This window comes from Paenibacillus sp. PK3_47 (genome assembly GCF_023520895.1).
In the GTDB taxonomy this organism is placed as follows: domain Bacteria; phylum Bacillota; class Bacilli; order Paenibacillales; family Paenibacillaceae; genus Paenibacillus_AQ.
On sequence record NZ_CP026029.1, the window covers coordinates 1,165,657 to 1,185,981 of the forward strand.

The following is a 20,325-nucleotide window of genomic DNA, read 5'->3' on the forward strand; positions in this document are numbered from 1 at the left end:
TCGAGTTTATTGTACATTGTTCAATTATAAAATGAACCCGCAAGTAAAGCGGTTTGCAGGACTCCAGCTTCACAAGCTGCACTACGCGCAGTTTAAAGTTGTCTATAATTATGACGCTTACGATGGATTACGTCAACACTTGCCACAGCATGGCAATCCTGTACGAACTGCCTGCCAAGATTGGACAATTTGATGGCACTTGAAAAATTATTGTTGTAAAAAGTCGCCGTACTATTTAATCTAGTAAAAGCGGTTTTCCGCGACCTAACATCAAACTAGCAAAGAAAGAGAAGTGAACTCCATTGCAACGCGAAATTCAAGTTAACGAGAAACTCCCTTGGGGCCCGGGTTTTCTGCTGAGTCTGCAGCATCTGTTCGCCATGTTCGGCAGCACGGTGCTTGTTCCTAACCTGTTCGGGGTAGACCCTGGCATGATCCTGCTGATGAATGGTATCGGCACCCTGCTCTACATCTTGATCTGCCGCGGCAAAATCCCCGCGTATCTCGGTTCAAGCTTTGCCTTTATCTCGCCGGTTCTGAGTGTGCTTGGAAAGCACGAGGGTGATCACATGCATGGATATTCACTTGCACTCGGCGCTTTTATCGTTACAGGTATTATTTTCATTCTTGTCGCTTTGATCGTCCGTTTTGCGGGCACCGGCTGGATCGATGTAGTATTCCCTCCGGCGGTTATGGGAGCCATTGTCGCAACCATTGGACTGGAGCTTGTTCCGGTTGCTGCACGCATGTCCGGACTGATCGCGCCGGAAGGTGTGGCTGCTGCTGACTGGACGCCTGACGGCAAAGCCATTACCCTCTCCCTGGTGACGCTCGGTGTAACCGTTATCGGTGCGGTGCTATTCCGCGGTTTCCCAAAAATCATTCATATCCTCATCGGTATCGTTACCGGTTATGTTCTCGCTTATATCATGGGTCAAGTAAATACATCTGCGATTTCCGAAGCCAGTTTCTTTTCCCATCCGACAATCGTCACTCCTTCCTTCGACCTGCAGGTTATCCTGACCATTATTCCTGTATCACTTGTAGTCATTGTTGAACACATCGGCCACCTGCTTGTAACGAGCAACATTGTCGGCAAAGATCTGGCCAAAGATCCGGGACTGGACCGCTCGCTGATGGGTAACGGGATTTCTACCATTCTGTCCGGCTTCGTGGGTTCCACTCCGAACACGACTTACGGTGAGAATATCGGTGTTATGGCTCTGACCAAAGTATATTCGGTGTATGTGATCGGCGGTGCGGCAGTGATTGCCATCCTGCTCTCGTTCTCAGGCACCTTCTCATCCGTAATTGCCAACATCCCGGCTCCGGTAATGGGCGGCGTTTCACTCCTGCTGTTCGGGGTTATCGCGGCATCCGGCCTGCGAATCTTTGTTGAGCAAAAGGTTGATTTCTCCAAAGCCACCAACATGATTCTGGCAACACTGGTGCTGGTAGTGGGCATCAGCGGCATCTCGCTTAACATCGGTGAGGTACAATTGAAAGGTATGGCGCTGGCTACAATTGTCGGCATCCTGCTCTCCCTGTTCTTTAAGCTGATTGAAGTTCTCGGTTTGTCGAATGACAAGGAAGAAGAGAAATCGGCACACTAAGCTTTGAATAAAATAATAGGATATGCAAAAGCGGACTGCTGTCTTGAATCGACAGCAGTCCGCTTTTTTATTTCCCGGGAAAAGAGGGCCTGTATTAATCTTCGTAATTAAGCAGGGACACCACTTCAATGCCTGAAAGCTTGTTGCGGCCGGCAAGCTGCACCAGCTCAATCAGGAAAGCAGCCCCTACAACCTCGCCGCCAAGCTGCTCGACCAGGCTGACCGAAGTAGCGATGGTTCCGCCGGTTGCCAGCAGATCATCAGCGATTAGCACCTTTTGGCCCGGCTTGATCGCATCCGTGTGCACGGCAAGCGTATCTTTGCCGTATTCCAGATCATAACCTACCTCAATGGTTTCGTACGGCAGCTTGCCGCTCTTGCGGATCGGCACAAAGCCGACGCCCAGTGCATAGGCCAGCGGTGCGCCGACAACAAAGCCGCGCGCCTCCGGTCCGGCAATGACATCGATTTGCAGATGGGCTACAAGAGCCTTTAGCTCATCAATGGCCGCACGGTAAGCCTCACCGTCTTTAAGTAATGTAGTGATATCCTTAAAGCTGATACCTGCTTGAGGAAAATCCGGAATTACACGAATACTGTTTTTGAAGTCCAACATGATCATCTCCTAAAAGTTTGTGAGGATAACCTCACTGAATTCTCTTCGAACAAACTCGCTTCGGAAGCATACGCTTAGTTTGTGAGGATAACCTCACTGAATTCTCTTCGAACAAACTCGCTTCGGAAGCATACATTTACTACGCCTATGAAGCTCCCGCACGGCGGGAAAGCATCCAGTCCTGCAGCTCGCTGCGGCTGCCTTCCATGAAATACTGCTCCATTTCGGCCATTTGACCCAGCCGGACAAAATTTCGGGAGGCCGTCAGGCTTTTGGCCGCCGGCCGGGTGACGAACTCTAAAGTCCCATTATTACGTCTGATAAAATCAAGCTCCTCGAAGACGTCCAGCATTTTCCCCAGCATACGGACACTCAGCGGGGACTGGCGGCTCAGCCGCAGCAGCACCTCATTCTCCGGCGTTGCTGTGGCGGCAATCGAAGCAATTAATTTATATAACGATTTGAAATGGTCCCGGGTCGGAATCTGGAGCCGGTCACGCCCGTCCCGGAGCGGGTGCAGCAGGGCGATATTATCCGCTTGCGGAAAAGCTGCAAGCACCGCATCAAGCTGCTCCGGCGTTTCCGGCATATCGAGCAGACAGAGCAGGGAGATATGGCCGTCACCTGCCTCCGCTTGTCCCGGTCCCAGCGCAGAAATTCCTGCCTCCTCATCATATACCCAAAGCGACATTCCTTTCAATTGGCTGAGCGGCGTCAGGCGGCTGTTCTGAAATACCGCAGCGGCTTTGAAGGCAGTCTCTCCGCTGTAGGGCTGCAGCAGCTCTCTGAGATAAGCCGCCTGCTTCACTGCATCAGAGGTTCCCCGCAGATCAAACAGCTGTGACTTGGGCACCGCAAGATCCTGCAGCATCAGCTGCGGCTTGCGTGAGCCGTTCCATTCATTTACGGACAGCTCAGCCAGGACATCAATCTGGGTACCGCCCGGGAGCAGGTCCGCAAGCGGACCTTTGCCGAAAGCAACGGCTTCTATCGTATGTTTACCCTGCTGAAGGACAAGCTTCAGATGCTTGCCCTCCTGGCCCATTTTGCGCGTCTCCTTCACGGCTGCTCCCCGCAGCACGAACTTCGGCAGCGGGTTGGACATCCCGAAGGGGGCCAGCCTGTCCAGATCCAGCGCAGCCTGCAGCGTCAGCCCGGCAATTTCCACCTCACCGTCAGCAGCCGTCACAGGGATAAAATGCTCCGGTGTCAGCACTGAAGCCGCATACTCGTTCAAAGCTGCTGTAAAAGCAGCAATCTGATCTCGGTGCAGGCTCATTCCGGCAGCAGCCGGGTGTCCGCCGAAATGGTCCATCAGCTCACTGCAGGAAGTAAGCGCAGCATGAATGTCGAGACCGGGAATAGAACGGGCGGAGCCTTTGCACATGCCTGTCTCCGGATTGATATCGAGTATGATCACAGGCCGGTAATAGCGCTCCAGAAGCTTGGAGGCTACAATGCCCACGACGCCGACATTCCAGTTCTCTTCAGCAAGGACAATAATGTCCGGCACCCCGCCTCCGCCGTCAAGCTGGCGGGTCAGTTTTTCCGCTGCTTCCGTCACAATTCTGTCGACTACCATTTGCCGTTCCTTGTTGAGAAGATCCAGTTCACCGGCAAGCTGTTCGGCTTCATCCGGATCGGCCGTTGTCAGCAGGGTGACTGCGCGGCCCGCATGATCCAGCCTTCCGCTGGCATTAATCCGCGGTGCCATGCCAAAGGCAATATTCACAGCGCTGACCGTACTAATTGTAATCCCGCCGACACCCAGCAATGCCCGGATTCCCGGAAAAGGAGAATTCCGCATGCTGGCAATCCCTTTGCGCACCAGGCTGCGGTTCTCCCCAAGCAGCGGCATAAGGTCAGCCACAGTTCCGATCGCTGCGATTTCAGCCCATTCTTCCGGTACTTTATCGCCCAGCAGCGCTTGGGCCAGCTTATAGGCAACCCCTACACCTGCCAGCCCTTTGAACGGATATGGGCAATCAGGGAGCTTCGGATTAATCAGCGCATAAGCCTCGGGCAGCAGCTCCGGAGGTTCATGATGATCCGTAACGATGACATCAATCCCCAGCTCTGCAGCATAGGCGATCTGATGATAAGCGCTGATCCCGGTATCCACTGTTATTACCAGTGTTACCCCCTGCTGTACTGCCCAGTCCAGGGCATGATTGTGCAGGCCGTATCCTTCATTGGAACGATGGGGAATATAAATGTCAAAAGAAGCGCCTAAATACCGCAGCAAATAAATCATTAGCGAGGTACTTGATACCCCGTCAGCGTCATAATCGCCATAGACAAGGATATGTTCTTCTTCCTGCAAAGCCTTTCTGATCCGCGGTACAGCCTCTCTCATCCCTTTGAGCAGAAACGGATCATGGCTGTCATCCGCCCCGCCGTCCATAAATTCCAGAGCCTGATCCGGATTTCCGAATCCTCTGCTCACCAGCAGGGAAGAAAGAAGCGGAGAAATAGAAAGGCTCCGGGCCAATTCCTGTACGGCTTCGGAGTCGGCTTCCGGAGATTGCCATCTTGTTTTTGAATGAAGCAATAGATCTCACCTTTCTCTCACCATACGCACTACTGAAGCAGTGTCGGAATATCATTATCCGCCAGTTCATGATTGCTTTTATAAGGATAACCCGGATCATAAGGCACAACATCCATATGAACCTCGCCTACATGGACAAAACGGTGCTGCAGCAGCTTTCTGGCGCATTCCGAAATATCCTGGGCTTCCATTACAGTAATCCGCGGGTTAACGCTGATTTTGACCTGGAGATTCACATAACGGCCTTCTTCCAGTGCCGTCAAATGCTCTACACGGATAACTCCATGCACCCGCTGCACCGTTTCTATAAAGCTGGCAGCTTCTTCTGAAGGAAGCTCCTGTTTGTTCTTTACGTACACAGAAGCAATAATAAGCGAATAGCCTTTGCGGAAAATCAGGAAGCTGGTCAGCAGCGCAGCGACCGGGTCCATATAGAGCAGCGGATGCCAGCCGATATATCCTCCGGCCATAGAAGCAGATATCCCAATAAGTGCGATAATTGAGGTATACAGACTAAAACGGTGGTTGTCAGCATAAGCGGCATGACTTCCATCGCCTACCTTTTTGAAATAACGGTATTGATATTGGAATATGGCCTCTTTTAAGACTATAGATATCAGAACGGTAATAATAGCTGCTTCGCCCGGAGTAGATAAATTTCCCCGGGTCAGATCACGGATAGCCGAAAAGGCAATTTGTACACCGGCCATCAGAATCAGGACGGAAAAAAGAATCGCAACGAGATGCTCTTTATTAGCATGCCGCTGAAGGTTCCGCTCCTTCTTCTTCGGCTTCACCTGTTCCATGCGCCACGGAAGCACCTCGGCAAGCTTGGCCGCAGCATTCGCTCCGGAATACAGCGCATCCCCTAGCAGCGCCTTGCTGCCTGTGAAATACCCCACGCTTCCCTTGGCCAGCGCCAGCGCGGCATCACTGACAATTCCCGTCCATGTAACCGACTCACTCTGCGGTGATTGTTTGTCTTTCATAACGAGGCCCTCCTTACCTGGTAGCAAGTAAACTCATGATGAATTCTCTGACTTTCTCCTCCAAAGATTCCGAAAAGCCGCGTCGTCTTAGACGCGGCTTTCGGGTTACAGCAATCCTTTAGGCTTTGGCCGGATTGTTGTTTACGGCCGGCTTCTGGCGCTTCTTCAGCAGCAGCCAGAGCGGACTCGCGATAAAGATGGAAGAATAAGCTCCGAAGAGCAGACCGATTACCATAGCGAGCGAGAACATCTTGATGGACTCTCCGCCAAGCGCGAACAGGAAGAACGCAGCAATGAATACTGTAAATGCTGTGTATAGTGAACGCATAAGGGTCTGGGCCACACTCTTGTTGACCAGCGCCTTAAGATCTTCATAGGTTTTTTGCTTGCCGAAGCGGAGATTCTCGCGGATCCGGTCAAAGATAACGATCGTATCGTTAATAGAATAACCGATGATGGTAAGCACCGCTACGATAAAGGTAATATCGACCTCCAGGCGGAAAATCGAGAAAATGGCAACTACCATAAATGCATCATGCATCAGCGCTACAATCGCCGCCAGGGCAAAACGCCATTCAAAGCGGATACTTACATAGATGATGATCCCCAGACATGAAAGAAGTACAGAGTAGATAGCATTACGGGCAAGTTCTTTGGCCATCTCCGTATCCACTGTATTAATTTCGAAGGAAGCCTGGTCATCCAGCTTGGTGATTTCCGTTTTGAGGGCCTCACTCTGGGTGTCATTCAATACTTCATCGTACCGGATGTTCACCCGCTGGTCGCCAATCGTAATGCTGGGTTCATGCTCCATATTCAGGCTGGCAAGTGCCGGAGCAAGCTGCTCCTGGGTAATACTCTTTGAAAGCGCGACGTCCACATTGGAGCCGGCCTTGAAATCAACGCTGTAGTTCAATCCGAGAAATGCCAGAAAGCCTACACCGAGTACAGTCAGTACGATGGAAAATATATAAAAATACTTGCTCAAATGTACAAAATCAAGCTCTTTCTTAAAGCGCACTGATGTCACTCTCCTTTACCCCAAATTGCTTCGGTTTTTTCAGAGCGCCGGATTTGACCAGAGTACTGAGCAGCCAGTGGGCAAAATAGAGGTTTGTTACAATACTGAGCACAATTTCGACGATCAGAATCAGGGCAAACCCTTTAACTGCACCTGTACCGAAAGCGAACATAACAGCTGCTACGATAATAGTTGTCACATTGGCGTCCATAACCGTCCGGAAAGAGGTTTTGTTTCCTGCTTTGACGGAAGACAGAATACTCTTGCCGCTGCGCATCTCTTCTCTTATCCGCTCATTGGTAATGATATTGGCATCGACCGCCATCCCTATACCGAGAATAAATGCGGCAATACCTGGAAGGGTCAAAGTAAAGTCTGCAAGTACAAATACGAGAATCAGGAGCCATGTATGCAAAATCAGTGCAAAGCTCGCCAGTATCCCCGGCAGGCGGTACATACCGATCATGAAGATCAGAATGATTACAGAAGCCACAAGACCGGCCATAATGGTCTGGTCAAGAGACTGCTTACCCAGAGTTGCGCCTACACTTTGGGAGTATTTCTCCGTGAGCTTCAGCGGCAGAGCACCGAGGTTAATCGTATCGGCCAGTTCACGGGCTTCATCTATTGTATAATTACCGGAGATCGACGCATTGCCGTCGGTAAGCTCGGCTCTTACGAATGGAGCAGACAGCAGTCTCTCATCCAGATAAATAGCGAGCTCCTTGCCAAGCAAACGCTTCGTGATTTCGGCAAATTTATCCTTATCTTTCACCTTGATGCTGATGACCGGCTGGTTCAGCTGATCACGCTGAACTTCAGCTGCCCCCTCGACAAAATCACTGCCTACAAGCTCAATCTTGCTATAGGTTCCCGCTGCGTCGCCTTCAGCGGCACTGCGGAAGGTCAGAACTGCAGGTTCTTTCATTTTTTTGCGTACCTCAGCCTCGTCAGTAACCCCCGCAATCTTGAGACGGATGCGGTCCGTTCCTTCCGTAGTTACCTCGGGTTCGCTTGTGCCAAGTGCATTGGCCCGTTTTTCCAGACTTTCTGCCGTTTTTTGCAGTGAAGCACGGGTAAGTTCTCCGCCTACATCCATAGGCTCGGCCTGATACAGTATCTCAAAGCCGCCCTTCAGGTCAAGACCCAGCCGAACCTTGTCCAGCAGCCCGGGAGTAGTAAACGCCATGACGCCTGTTAAAACGAGCACGGTGATGATAAAGCCCATAAGTCTCTTCATGCTCTTGCTAGTTCCCCTTTCATTACTCAATATTCCTATTATAACGACGTGCGAAATCACCGTCAATTTATGTAAGAATGACGGTGCTGCATTCACACAAAGAAACGGCCGGCTCTGCAGTGATCGGCAAGCCATCCGTTTATATAGGAGATGGTTAATTGGTCTTCCTTTACTTTACTTCTTCCTGAACCTCTTTGCAAAAGAAAATCGTTCCTTTTGCTCAATTCAGCCCCTTGTAGGCGGCAATAGTCAGGTAATTCATATAACTGGTGGCCTTCAGCGAATAAATATCATTTACCAGCTTGTGCAGGGGCGGCTTTCCTTCCTTGGTATAGTTGCGGCTGATACAATCCCAGATATCCTTGCCGGTTACATACTCATAGCCGAGGAGCCGGAATTCCTCCGCTTTGCTGCGGCACATGGCTTCGATCTCTTCGCTCAGCTCCTCATAGGTCCATTCCGCCGATTCCACGTGTTGACACCTCCATCATTCACTAGCTTTTTGCATGTCACCTTACATCATTCGACCTTCCTTGTTCCCATTCCTGCTTCCGCTGAAAAGTTATCCTGCCCGGGCTTGTCATGCTTTGCCCCCGGCCCGGCATATGAATATACAAGCAGTGCCCTTATTTCATTTCGGGAAGAAGGAGTGCCCATTGAACAAATTGAGTAAACAGACCTTTATCCAAGGAACTTTAATCCTGCTTGCCGCCGGAATCATTAACCGGATGCTGGGCTTTATTCCCCGGATCGCCCTGCCGCGGATTGTAGGTCCCGAAGGTGTGGGCTTGTATCAGCTTGGTTACCCGTTTTTCATCGTGCTGGTTACGATCATTACAGGCGGAATCCCGCTTGCCATCGCCAAAATGGTTGCTGAGGCGGAAGGGGAGAACCGGCCGGAGGAGTCGCGCCGCATCCTGCGCACCGGACTTGCCCTCAGCCTGAGTCTTGGCATCCTGTTCACCCTTGTTGCCCTCTTCAGCGCCTCATGGGTATCGAGCAGGCTGCTGACGGACAGCCGTGTGTATTATACATTTATCAGCATGACGCCAATGATCTCTATTGTAGCCGTTTCCTCCGTTTACCGTGGTTATTTTCAGGGCACGCAGAATATGATTCCTTCCGCCTTGTCTTCCATACTGGAATCCATTATCCGGATCTTCTTTATGTTATGGTTCTCCTGGCTGCTGCTTCCCAAAGGAATCGCTTTTGCGGCGGCAGGAGCCATGCTGGGCGTTACGGTCGGAGAGATTGCCGGGTTGATGGTTCTGCTGCTTCAGTATCATTTTATTGTAAAAAGGGACCGTAAAGGGGCTGCCGAACTCCTGTCCGGCCAACAAGGTGCTGCTATGCCTGCAGCGAATTCCAATTTCCTGCTGAAGCGTCTGCTCGGCATAGCTGTACCCGTCACAGCCGGCCGGCTTGTCGGCTCCTTCTCCTATCTGCTGGAGTCCATTATTACCGCACGCAGTCTGGCACTCGCCGGAATAACGGCTGCAGCGGCCACTGCACAGTACGGGTCTTTACAGGGGATGGTTATTCCTTTACTGCTGCTGCCGGGAGTGCTCAGCTCTTCGCTTGCGGTATCACTCGTGCCTTCCCTTTCGGAAGCTTCGGCCCGTCATGATTCTGCAGCCATTCACAAAAGAATTCACCAGGCGCTGCGGCTTGCGCTCGTAACAGGTGCCCCTTTTGCCGCCATTATGTATATTTTTGCCGTACCGCTCTGTACGCTGATGTACGGCAATGCTGAAACCGCCCCGATGCTGCGGATGATGGCTCCCTTTGCACTGTTCTTGTATGTACAGGCACCGCTTCAGGCCGTACTCCAGGCGATGGACCGCCCCGGCCGGGCGCTTATTAATACCCTGATTGGTGCGGTCGTCAAAATTACGCTTATTCTGATTCTCGCCTCAAGGCCCGAGTATGGGATTTACGGTGCCATTATGGCTATTATCGTTAACAGTATTCTGGTGACACTTCTGCACGGTCTCAGTGTAGTAAGGCTGATTAAGCTGTCCTTCCGCTTGTCCGTGCTGCTCAAAACCTTGACCGCGATGATTATTATGGCAGCCGGAATGTCTTATGTGTATACATCCGTGCCCATTGCCGGTGAGCGCTGGCTGCAGTTTCTGATCTCCTCCGTGTGCGGAATGGCTGTATATCTTGGCATCTGCTTTTTGACAGGGCTTATATCTGTGCGTGATCTTGACCGTCTGCCGTTCTTCAAACGCCGGCGTTAAGCTGCCTTCTAAGTGTTGCGCTGGGGATCTATATAGATTTGGCCCTTGTGGTCAACTGTGCACAAAAACACATCACGAAAATCAGAAACACCTTTTTGCCGGATCTCTTTCCTGAGCCAGAACCTGTTCTTTCCGATGACCTCCAGATTGCTGTCCTGCACCTTCCCGTCCATAATGAGCGGAATCGGCAGACCTTCATATCTGATTTTTTCTTTCGGCAATTGAATGCCTTTTGAACTGCCGGAATTGGCGGAGCTGCTGCTGCTGCCGCTGCCGTTATTCCCTTCTTCTTTTTCATTGGCATTTGACTTGCTGTTTCCCGACTGGTTGGAGGAGGATATCCCCTTATTCTTCTCGATTACAGTGAGCTGGCCGCTGGTCTCCAGAATGGCAAATTCCACATCGGCAGGACTGTCGATATTCTGTCCGCGCAGCTGAAGCAGCAAATCATCAATATTGTATCTCTGTTTGCGCATTTCCCCGCGGTTTACCTTGCCGCCCGAAATCAACACGCTTGGCCTGCCGTCAATCATGAGCCGCAGCCTGCGGCTTTTCAGGCTGATCTGGGCGACCAAGACCTGAATCAGCACTAGTGTCAGCATAGGGACCAGTCCGTCGTGAATCGGCCGTTCTATATCATCAATCACAAATACGGCAATCTCCGCAATCATAATGGAAATCGTCAGGTCAAACACGGACAGCTTGCCGATCTCCCGTTTGCCCATAATACGCATACTCAGGAAAATGAAGATATACATCAGCACGGTCAAAAAGACATGGGCAGTGATCTGCTGGAACATATGCTCTTCGCTCCCTTTCTTGGTTCACCCGTAAAGCTGCTTTCGGGCGGTTTAATGTACCCCTATTCTGGCCTCCCTGCCAAGGTAACATTCGGAAGCCGCTTTATTAATTAATGGTAAAAGAACGCTCTTTGCCAAACTTGTACTATTGGGGCAAGCCTCCCCATACAATGATTAATAGTTAGGCAGGGCAGGGAATCAGGGTATGCTTAAAAAACATTTAGGAGGTTGTACCATGTACTTCATTCGGCGCCTGTTCTCTTGGAGATTGACGAGCCCTTTATTGTCCGGCTTATGCCGCTCATTCCTCTGGATGCTGCTGGGCGCTTTCGTCCTTTCGCTCCTGCTGTGGGGCAGCGGGCTTCAGGAACAGGATCTTGCGGTGTACACGTATATCGTGCACGGGATCGCTGCTGCCTTTGGCGGATTGACGGCGGGCCGCAGGGCAGCCAGCAAAGGCTGGTACCAGGGTGCTCTGACTGGAATATTGTACGGGCTTATCGTACTGCTGGTGGGATTTCTGGCGCTTGACAGCTCGCCTGCAGGGATTGATCTGTTATGGGTGCTGGCGGCGGGAGCCATCGGCTCACTTGGCGGCGTTTTTGGTGTAAATTTGCAGAAGAGTTAAATAGTTTAATTTCCTAAAAATGAAAACTGCTCCCGGAATATGTTACACTGATGTCATCTGACTTTGTATGTTATCGAGGAGGCTTTACTCGCTTTGCTGTATCAATCCATGAATCATGTCATCTGGTTCACTGTCCTGATAGTCATCCTGCTGATTTGGCTGGGCGCCCGCCGTAACCCGCTTCTGGCCTTTGTCCAGATCGGAAAGGAAATGCTGCGCTCTTACAAATTCATTCTAATTGTAGCAGGTATGATCAGTGTGCTTGCCATTAATAAATATGAGCTGCGGATCGAGAACAAAATGCATCTGCCTTCAGACTATACTTCTGTCTTTTTCGGGCTGGAAGGGCATTTTGTCCAGGTTCTTCAGAACCTCTTCTATGCTCCCTGGCTGACGCCGGTCATCGTGTTCTTTTATATTTTCATGCTGCAGTCTGTACTGGCTGCATCTCTCGGGGTCTACCTGCTGGATAATAACCGTGTGATGCTGTACGCAACCTGCTATACGATCATGCTCGTGTATGCCATCGCCATTCCGTTCTTCCTGTACTTTCCCGTGAATGAGGTCTGGTCCTATGCTCCGGCGGGCGTGAGATTTACCATGCTGGAGGTCTTCCCCCGGTTTGAACAGGAATACCGGCCGTTGTCCGGTCTGAACAACTGTTTTCCCAGCCTTCATACCGCCATCTCGGTCTCATCGGCCATTCTGGCTTACCGTTCAGGCAACCGCCGCTGGATGGCAATAACGTCTGTATCAGCAGCTTTTATAGTGTTCGGTATTTTTTATCTCGGTATTCACTGGCTGACGGATATGCTGGGCGGCGCACTGCTGGCTGTTGTCTCCACCTCTGTGGCCGTTCAGCTTGCCAGACTGACTCTGCGCGGCAGCGACAAGTCACTCGCCCTGCGGAGACGTTTAACCAATACCCCTTAAGATCAAATATCCCCATATACACCAAAAAAGCGGCTGTCCTCTGGATCAGAGAACAGCCGCTTTTTATGTAGTTGATAATGATCTCTACTCTTTGTCTTCCACAGTCGTAACAGCATGGCTGATCGAACCGCGGTCGAAGGTCAATTTCGTAACATCGTTAACTCTCAGCACGACGATATCGTCCGAGAGCTCCATGATCGTCCCGTGAAGACCACCGATCGTTACGATCTTGTCGCCTTTCTTGAGCGACTTGAGCATGGCGTTACGGGTTTTGGTCTTCTTCTGCTGCGGACGAATAAGCAAGAAATAGAATACCACGAACATAAGTACAAACGGTCCTACGAGACCCAGAATACTGCCTCCGCTGGCCGCTGGTGTACTTGCTGCAAATTGAAACATATTATCTTTCCCCCCTTTCAATAATGCAATGAAACACAACCCGGTACTATGCTGCGCGTTTCCTCTTGACTAAGCTTTATATAACCATGTTGCCATGAAAACGCTAACCCTATATTCCACAGTATTCAAGAATTGCTGCTGTTCTGTTTAGAAGCCTTTGAGATTATCATGCAGTCCGTATTGGGTGAAGAATTCATCTCTGAAATCAAGCAGCCGGTCTTCCTTGATCGCTTCACGTACTTTGCGCATCAAATCCAGCAGGAAGTGCAGATTATGATAGGTTGTTAACCGTAGGCCGAAAGTCTCATCAGCCTTGATCAAATGACGCAAATAAGCACGGGAATAATTCCGGCATGTATAACAGCTGCATTCCGGATCCAGCGGCCCGAAATCACGGGCATACTGGGCATTGCGGACCACGAGTCTTCCCTGGCTGGTCATAGTGGTACCGTTGCGTGCAATGCGTGTGGGCAGGACACAGTCGAACATGTCCACTCCGCGGATTGCCCCCTCCAGCAGTGCATCAGGCGAACCGACACCCATCAGGTAACGCGGCTTCCCTTGCGGAAGCAGAGGAACAGTATAATCCAGTACTTCGTACATGATTTCTTTGGATTCTCCGACACTCAGTCCCCCAATAGCATAACCCGGGAAATCCATGGAAGTCAAATCAGCTGCGCTCTGGCGGCGCAGGTCTTCAAACATCCCGCCTTGTACGATCGCGAACAGGCCCTGGTCTTCAGGACGGGCATGGCTTTTGAGGCATCTTTCCGCCCAGCGGGTGGTGCGTTCAAGCGACTTTTTGACATAATCGTATTCTGCCGGATAAGGCGGACACTCATCAAAAGCCATCATAATATCGGAGCCGAGCGCGTTCTGAACCTCCATCGCCACTTCCGGCGAGAGGAACTTTTTGTCCCCGTTAAGATGGGAGCGGAAATGAACGCCTTCCTCGGTGATCTTGCGCATATCGCTCAGTGAGAACACCTGAAAACCGCCGCTGTCCGTAAGGATCGGCCGGTCCCAGTTCATGAACTTGTGCAGTCCGCCGGCTTCACGGACAATGTCGTGGCCCGGACGGAGAAACAGATGGTAGGTATTGCTCAGAATGATGTGAGCGTCCATTTCCTTCAGTTCCTCAGGACTCATCGTCTTCACTGTAGCTTGTGTGCCTACCGGCATAAATGCAGGTGTCTCTATCACACCATGCGGGGTATGGACTCTGCCCAGCCGTGCTCCCGACTGTTTGCAGGTCTTGATGTGTTCATAAGTTATTGCTGCCATTTGTTTAACCCTTTCTCTTGCTTAATAAATAAACATCGCGTCGCCAAAGCTGAAGAAGCGGTATTTCCCGGCAATGGCTTCCTCATAGGCTGCCAGAATCCGCTCCCGTCCGGCCAGCGCGCTCACCAGCATCACCAAAGTAGACTTCGGCAGATGGAAATTCGTAATCAATGCGTTCACAACAGTAAACTTATAGCCCGGAAAGATAAAAATATCTGTCCAGCCGCTGCATTCCGCAAGCGGCCCGCCCTCAAACTGCCTTCCCACCGTTTCAAGGGTGCGGCATGAGGTTGTGCCGACAGCAATAATACGTCCGCCTCTCTGCCTGGCGTCGTTCAGAATATCAGCAGTTTCCTTGGATAACTCATAATATTCGGCATGCATCACATGCTCCTCAACCTTATCCACAGACATCGGACGAAAAGTTCCCAGTCCAACATGCAGGGTTATATATGCGATGTTCACACCTTTGGCGGCAATCTGTTCCAGCAGCTCCTTGGTGAAATGCAGCCCTGCAGTAGGCGCTGCCGCCGATCCTTCATGCTTGGCATACACCGTCTGATAGCGTTCGCGGTCATCCAGCGTTTCCTTGATATACGGAGGAAGCGGCATGGATCCGAGCCTGTCCAGAATTTCCTGGAAAATGCCTTTATAGATAAAACGGAGTGTCCGGCCGCCCATGTCGGCCTCATCCTCAATTACTGCACGCAGTTCGTCGCTAAAAACAATAACCGCTCCGGTCTTCAGCTTCTTGCCGGGCTTCACCAGCGCTTCCCACTTGTCTTCGCCCAGGTTCTTCAGCAGGAGCACTTCCGCCTTCGCTCCGGTATCTTCCTTGACACCGAACAGCCTTGCCGGAATGACTCTCGTATCATTAAGTACAAGCGTATCTCCTGGTCTGAACTGCTCAAGAATATCGGTAAAATGCCGGTGCGTGAGATCCCCGTTCTCCTTGTTCACCATCAGCAGCCTTGAAGAGCTGCGGTCGGGAAGCGGAGTCTGGGCAATCAGCTCCTCCGGCAGATGAAAATCATAATCGTCAACATTCATCGTCTGTCTTCATTCCTTAACTATAGTAACGTTATTAAAATAGTGTTGCAATATTTGCTTGTAATCATACCCGTTGTCGGCCATACCCTTTACGCCCCATTGCGACATTCCGAGTCCGTGGCCGTTACCCCAGCCGATAAAATAAAATCCGCTGGCTCCGGTTACTACTCTGGCTGCCTTGTTGCTGCCCATAACTACCGTACCTTTGCCCGCAGCGGTCACCTTGCCGTTAGCAGACAGGACGCCGGCAGTCTGAGAGCCGCCAATGGTTGAGGTAGTACCGTCAGCGCCTAGTACAGTATAACTTCCGGCGGGGACAATATCAAACAAGGTACTCGGTAATCCGTTAAAAGAGGAACGGAATAAATCCGGGTATTTCACCTGCAGAATTTCGCCGTTTGCCTTCACCTGCGTAGCCCGGCCCGAAGGTCCTCTCTGGGTAACCTGCAGGGTTGCAATAGAAGACGGCAATGAATTTGAAGTTTTGCCGCTGAGGCTTTTGAGCAGCTCAGCGGAAGTATAGGGCCCTTTGATCCAGCTGTAGCTTCCCGATTCGTACACCTGTCCCAATACAACAGCATTTTCACCGGGATTGAGCTTGCCGACCGGGCTGACGCTGCTCTCTATGACCGGCAATGGACGGATATTTACATCCCTGGTTGTTGCCGTAGCAGTGGCCAGTCCGGCTGCAGTGGAGCTCCCGGTTAATTTGATATTGTCTTCACGGGCATAACCGGAGACGCCGTTATCCAGCAGCAGGTAGTACCACTGCTTGGCGCTGGCCACTGCCGCAGCATCCTCTGCACTGCGTACACTGACAAAATGAACACCGCCGTTCCCCCATACCTCCGAAGGATCTGCTGTTACACCGCCGCTGTTCGAGGAAAAGACCGATTCGATAATCTTGCCCCCGCTCATCAGCACCTCTCCGGCTGTGGCATCCACCGCTCTGGTGATGGCAGGCGCTTCGGCGCCGATGCCGTTGTACACCTGGCTGAGCGTCGTATCTACAACATCCGCTACATCAAATTTGTTGCTCTGGAACAAGGCATAGCTGCGTGCGGCAACAGCCTGGGCTTTGAGCGCTTCCTCAGGCCAGCTTGCAGATACCTCTCCGCCGACAACCGCATACAAATACTGTTCCACCGGCACTTCATTAATCACGGCAAGCGAGCCGGCCAGACCGCTCAGCTCCAGGTTGCCGCGGTATGTACGTTTGGATCTTTCAACAATCTGTATTCCCGCATCATTGCCGGCAGCCATAAACTTGGCACCCGCGCCCGAGACGCTGTAATGCGCAGCCTGGCTCTCACTGGTTAAATCCATTCCGGCATCCGTGCGGACGATTAGTCCGGCGGAGGCTGCCGGCGAGAGAGCAAGCTGCGGAAGTGCAGCTGTAACCGAGGTCTGCAGAATGGCCAGATCGCTGTCATTGGCAGCCCCGCCGACCCATACCTGAACCTTGGCGCTGCCGTCGCTGCCGGACGACATAGCCTTCCAGGCATCAAAGCCCGCAGCGGTAATTCCGCTGATCACAGCATCAGCTTCCTGTAAGGATGCGAACTCTCCCGCAGATAAATACTTGCTGCCCTTCAGGCCGGGAGTCTGGCCTTCGGGTATGGACAAACCCGCTTTGCCTACGCGGCTCAGCCCTTCCTTGGCAGCACTTTCGCTGGCATAAGGACCTGTATACAGCTGATACACTTTGGCGCCGTTACGTTCAGCTGCAAAAATTTGCGGCTTATCGGAAGTAGACTGCAGCTTCTTGGCTGCATCAGCGGCAGCCTGCCAGGAAGAGGTCTCCATCACCTTCACTTTATAGCCGTCCAGGCTGATGCGGATCTTGCCGCCTGCCGGAACGGTTGCCAGCGGCACCGGGCCCGCCGGAACCGATGTAAGGTTAAACTCCTTATCAGACTGCAGCGTTACATAAGGAGTAGTCGATTTATATTTGCTGCCAATGTCAGCGTACAGTGCAACCCGGATCGGTTCACCCGCTGCATCGCCCGTACCGGCGGGAACCATAAAGCTTCCTGCTGCCAGCGCTGCCGCCAGCAGCCCACGGCCCAGTTGTCCCATTACTGTCCTTTTGCCCTTGGCATGATTCATCATGTAGCCTCCTAAGAAGTTTGGCTTAATTTAAAATGATAACCGCTGTCAAAGCACGTTTGAGAAATTTTGCTTAGGTCACTACAGTTGCTCTTTTGCTGTCTAATTCCGGCTGCGTGTGACCAGCATGTTCTGCGTGATTATCGTGTTCTGCGTGACCAGCGTGTTCTTGCCTCAACAGCATGCCCTGCTTGACCTGCACGTTCTGCCTGACCGCTAACGGACCTTACATCCGTTATTTTTGCTTTTACACCCTTTTCTTTGGGCTAACGGACCGTACGTCCCTTATCGCCCCCTAACCGGGTGGTTTCCGGTTAAAAATCCGGAAATAAGGGACCTGAGGTCCGTTAGCTGCTGAAAATGTGACTTTTGGCAGAAATAACGGATCCTGGGTCCGTTAGAAGCGGATACGCTCGGACGCCGGCTGTTTTGGAATCCGGCACTCCAGCACTCCAGCACTCCAGTACTCCAGCACTGCAAGCGGCAGCATTCTGGCATGCTGCCCTAGCGGACGCGTCCTTCCCAGCAATAATACTGCGGACGTTAGCATTCTGGGATAGCCACTCTTAGCGGCCAGCAGCTTAATAGTAATCTATCCTGGCTGCCGGTTACCCCTGCTGCGCCGGGAACGGCAGGCCCAGATGCTGATAGGCCGCCGGAGTTACCACTCTTCCCCGCGGGGTCCGCTGCAGAAACCCGATCTGCAGCAGATACGGCTCGTATACATCCTCAATCGTCTGGCTCTCTTCGCCGATCGTGGCGGCAATCGTGTCCAGGCCGACCGGACCTCCCCGGAACACATTAATCATCGACGACAGCATCTTATGGTCGATGCTGTCCAGCCCGCGCGGATCGACCTGCAGCATTTTCAGCGATTCGCCAGCAATCTCCGGCGTAATGATGCCGTCGCCGCGGACCTGTGCAAAATCACGTACCCGCTTCAGCAGCCGGTTCGCGATCCGCGGGGTCCCGCGTGAGCGCAGGGCGATCTCTTCCGCAGCATCGCCCACAATTTCGATGCCGAGCAGCTCGGCATTGCGGGACACGATGAAGCTCAGTTCATCGATGGTGTAGTACTCCAGCCGGCTGACTACCCCGAAGCGGTCGCGAAGCGGCGCGGACAACAGTCCGGCGCGCGTAGTCGCCCCGATCAGCGTAAACGGCGGCAGGTCCAGGCGCACCGAACGCGCACTTGGCCCTTTGCCGATCATGATATCCAGCGCGAAGTCCTCCATCGCCGGATACATGACCTCCTCGACCGACCGGTGCAGGCGGTGGATCTCATCAATGAAGAGCACATCGCCCTCCTGCAGGTTGGTCAGGAGCGCCGCCAGATCCCCCGGCCGCTCGATCGCCGGCCCTGACGTCGTGCGCAGATTCACGCCCAGCTCATTGGCGATGATATTCGCCAGCGTCGTTTTGCCAAGGCCCGGAGGCCCGTACAGCAGCACATGATCCAGCGCTTCACTGCGCATTTTGGCTGCTTCTATATATATCTTAAGGTTCTCTTTCACCTGATTCTGTCCGATATATTCGCCCAGATAACGGGGACGCAGACTCAGCTCCACTGCCTGCTCATCCATCATCAGATTTGCCGATATAATCCGGTCATCCATTTATTCATCACTCCAGTTCTTCAAGGATGTCCTCCACGCTTCCGGCTTACTTGGCTACAAAGAGTAGCCCCAGCGCCTTCTTCATCAGCACATCGACAGTTCCTTTGTCCGAGCCTTCTTTCTTCATCGTAAGCCATACACGGTCAAGCTCTGCTTCGGTATAGCCCAGTGCCTTCAGTCCGTCTCTTGCTTCTTCCCACGGCAGGGCATTGTTCTGTTCATCCAGCGGCACTGCGAACAGGCCTGTCTGCATCGAAGCCGCGCTCAGCCCGTCGAGCTTGTCGCGCAGATCCAGAATCATCCGCTGGGCTGTCTTCTTGCCGATGCCCGGCAGCTTGGTCAGGAAAGTGATATTCTCCTGGTAAATCGCCGAGATCAGCTGGTCTGGTGTTCCGCCGGTCAGAATGCCAAGCGCCACACGCGGGCCGATACCGGATACCTCGATCAGCTTGCGGAACAGCTTCTGCTCTTCCCTTGTCGGGAATCCGAACAGGAGCGTGGCATCCTCACGCGTCTGATAATGAATATATATGGTCACAGGACCTTCTGTTTTGGCAAAAGCATACGGGTTCGGGCAGAATACCCGGTAACCGATGCCTTGAATATCGACCACCACGTATTCTGACTCCAAATAAACGACAGGTCCTCTTAAATAATCTATCATTTTCGCAATACCTCATTTAATTTAGAATTCAAACTTACGGAATGGGCATGGCATACCGCCACTGCCAGGGCATCCGCCACATCATCCGGCTTGGGGACAGCGGACAGCTTCAGCAGCAGCTTCACCATCTCCTGCACCTGCTTCTTCTCTGCCTTCCCGTACCCTACCACAGCCTGCTTCACCATCATTGGCGTATATTCAGAGACAGGCAGGCCACGCTGCACAGCGGCCAGAATCAGCACTCCGCGTGCCTGCGCCACCGGCAGGGCTGTAGTCACATTCCGGGCGAAAAACAATTTCTCTATAGCAACAGCATCCGGTTTATACCTGTCCAGCAGCTGTACCATACCTTCATAAACATGCAGCAGCCGGTCTTCCTCAGGCGTATGCGCCTCGGTCTGAATGCTGCCGTACTGAACCGGTGTCAATTTGTTTCCTTCCTTATCAATGAAGCCGAAGCCGACAATCGCCAGCCCCGGGTCAATGCCCAAGATGCGCAATCCAATCTCTCCTCTATAACAGGCAGGTATTCCACCGTGTTCATCCATTGTCCCTTGATAAAGCGAACA

Annotated in this window: 19 protein-coding genes; 4 read left to right on the top strand and 15 right to left on the bottom strand. The window is 52.2% G+C overall.

From position 1 onward, the window contains the following. Positions 1–302 precede the first annotated feature (302 nt). A complete protein-coding gene (uraA, locus tag C2I18_RS05335) occupies positions 303–1,613 on the top strand; it encodes a uracil permease (RefSeq protein ID WP_249900243.1) in 1,311 nt (436 codons plus the stop codon). Positions 1,614–1,707: 94 nt separating this feature from the next. On the opposite strand, the gene C2I18_RS05340 is transcribed toward uraA, so the two are convergent. The 6 genes from C2I18_RS05340 to C2I18_RS05365 all read right to left on the bottom strand — a co-directional run bounded on the left by C2I18_RS05340 (position 1,708) and on the right by C2I18_RS05365 (position 8,451). Beyond that, positions 1,708–2,226 carry an adenine phosphoribosyltransferase gene (locus C2I18_RS05340; RefSeq protein WP_249902011.1) on the bottom strand — a complete coding sequence of 173 codons (519 nt, stop codon included), beginning with the start codon at positions 2,224–2,226 and terminating at the stop codon, positions 1,708–1,710. 148 nt (positions 2,227–2,374) lie between these two features. Next, on the bottom strand, positions 2,375–4,780 hold the full coding sequence (recJ, locus tag C2I18_RS05345; protein ID WP_249900244.1) for a single-stranded-DNA-specific exonuclease RecJ: 2,406 nt from the start codon (positions 4,778–4,780) through the stop codon (positions 2,375–2,377). Between the two features lie 29 nt (positions 4,781–4,809). Further along, on the bottom strand, positions 4,810–5,769 hold the full coding sequence (locus tag C2I18_RS05350) for a cation diffusion facilitator family transporter (protein WP_249900245.1): 960 nt from the start codon (positions 5,767–5,769) through the stop codon (positions 4,810–4,812). 118 nt (positions 5,770–5,887) lie between these two features. Further along, complete coding sequence (secF, locus tag C2I18_RS05355; protein ID WP_249900246.1) at positions 5,888–6,790, bottom strand: protein translocase subunit SecF; 903 nt, start codon at positions 6,788–6,790, stop codon at positions 5,888–5,890. Continuing rightward, positions 6,780–8,030, bottom strand: coding sequence for a protein translocase subunit SecD (gene secD, locus C2I18_RS05360; RefSeq protein WP_249900247.1), 1,251 nt, complete (start codon positions 8,028–8,030; stop codon positions 6,780–6,782). The genes secF and secD overlap by 11 nt, the downstream gene beginning before the upstream one ends. Before the next feature lie 220 nt (positions 8,031–8,250). Beyond that, positions 8,251–8,451, bottom strand: coding sequence for a post-transcriptional regulator (locus tag C2I18_RS05365; RefSeq protein ID WP_481857918.1), 201 nt, complete (start codon positions 8,449–8,451; stop codon positions 8,251–8,253). A 244-nt stretch (positions 8,452–8,695) separates the two neighbouring features. Here C2I18_RS05365 and spoVB point away from each other — a divergent pair, with 244 nt between their 5' ends. Then, on the top strand, positions 8,696–10,273 hold the full coding sequence (gene spoVB, locus C2I18_RS05370; protein WP_249902012.1) for a stage V sporulation protein B: 1,578 nt from the start codon (positions 8,696–8,698) through the stop codon (positions 10,271–10,273). A gap of 8 nt (positions 10,274–10,281) precedes the next feature. Here the strand turns inward: spoVB and C2I18_RS05375 are convergent, their stop codons facing one another. Then, complete coding sequence (locus C2I18_RS05375) at positions 10,282–11,073, bottom strand: YetF domain-containing protein (protein WP_249900249.1); 792 nt, start codon at positions 11,071–11,073, stop codon at positions 10,282–10,284. A gap of 235 nt (positions 11,074–11,308) precedes the next feature. On the opposite strand from C2I18_RS05375, the gene C2I18_RS05380 reads away from it, so the two are divergent. Both C2I18_RS05380 and C2I18_RS05385 read left to right on the top strand, forming a co-directional pair. Beyond that, entirely contained in the window at positions 11,309–11,701 is a 393-nt protein-coding gene (locus tag C2I18_RS05380) for a TIGR04086 family membrane protein (protein WP_249900250.1), read from the top strand. A gap of 93 nt (positions 11,702–11,794) precedes the next feature. Beyond that, the gene (locus C2I18_RS05385) at positions 11,795–12,634 is read left to right on the top strand and encodes a phosphatase PAP2 family protein (protein ID WP_249900251.1); all 840 of its coding nucleotides are present in this window, start codon (positions 11,795–11,797) and stop codon (positions 12,632–12,634) included. An 84-nt stretch (positions 12,635–12,718) separates the two neighbouring features. Here the strand turns inward: C2I18_RS05385 and yajC are convergent, their stop codons facing one another. From yajC to ruvC, 8 genes are all read right to left on the bottom strand, one after another. Further along, the gene (yajC, locus tag C2I18_RS05390) at positions 12,719–13,033 is read right to left on the bottom strand and encodes a preprotein translocase subunit YajC (protein ID WP_249900252.1); all 315 of its coding nucleotides are present in this window, start codon (positions 13,031–13,033) and stop codon (positions 12,719–12,721) included. Between the two features lie 147 nt (positions 13,034–13,180). Further along, positions 13,181–14,317 (bottom strand): tRNA guanosine(34) transglycosylase Tgt, encoded by a 1,137-nt coding sequence (gene tgt, locus C2I18_RS05395; RefSeq protein WP_249900253.1) that lies wholly within the window; start codon positions 14,315–14,317, stop codon positions 13,181–13,183. A gap of 21 nt (positions 14,318–14,338) precedes the next feature. Further along, positions 14,339–15,367 carry a tRNA preQ1(34) S-adenosylmethionine ribosyltransferase-isomerase QueA gene (queA, locus tag C2I18_RS05400; protein ID WP_249900254.1) on the bottom strand — a complete coding sequence of 343 codons (1,029 nt, stop codon included), beginning with the start codon at positions 15,365–15,367 and terminating at the stop codon, positions 14,339–14,341. A 9-nt stretch (positions 15,368–15,376) separates the two neighbouring features. Next, positions 15,377–17,479, bottom strand: coding sequence for a SpoIID/LytB domain-containing protein (locus C2I18_RS05405; RefSeq protein WP_342760333.1), 2,103 nt, complete (start codon positions 17,477–17,479; stop codon positions 15,377–15,379). A gap of 394 nt (positions 17,480–17,873) precedes the next feature. Next, positions 17,874–18,026, bottom strand: a complete 153-nt coding sequence (locus C2I18_RS05410; RefSeq protein ID WP_249900255.1) for a hypothetical protein — start codon at positions 18,024–18,026, stop codon at positions 17,874–17,876. 58 nt (positions 18,027–18,084) lie between these two features. Beyond that, positions 18,085–19,092 (bottom strand): Holliday junction branch migration DNA helicase RuvB, encoded by a 1,008-nt coding sequence (gene ruvB / locus C2I18_RS05415; protein ID WP_249900256.1) that lies wholly within the window; start codon positions 19,090–19,092, stop codon positions 18,085–18,087. A gap of 46 nt (positions 19,093–19,138) precedes the next feature. Further along, positions 19,139–19,756 carry a Holliday junction branch migration protein RuvA gene (ruvA, locus tag C2I18_RS05420; protein ID WP_249900257.1) on the bottom strand — a complete coding sequence of 206 codons (618 nt, stop codon included), beginning with the start codon at positions 19,754–19,756 and terminating at the stop codon, positions 19,139–19,141. Further along, on the bottom strand, positions 19,753–20,256 hold the full coding sequence (ruvC, locus tag C2I18_RS05425; protein ID WP_249902014.1) for a crossover junction endodeoxyribonuclease RuvC: 504 nt from the start codon (positions 20,254–20,256) through the stop codon (positions 19,753–19,755). The genes ruvA and ruvC overlap by 4 nt, the downstream gene beginning before the upstream one ends. Positions 20,257–20,325 lie beyond the last annotated feature (69 nt).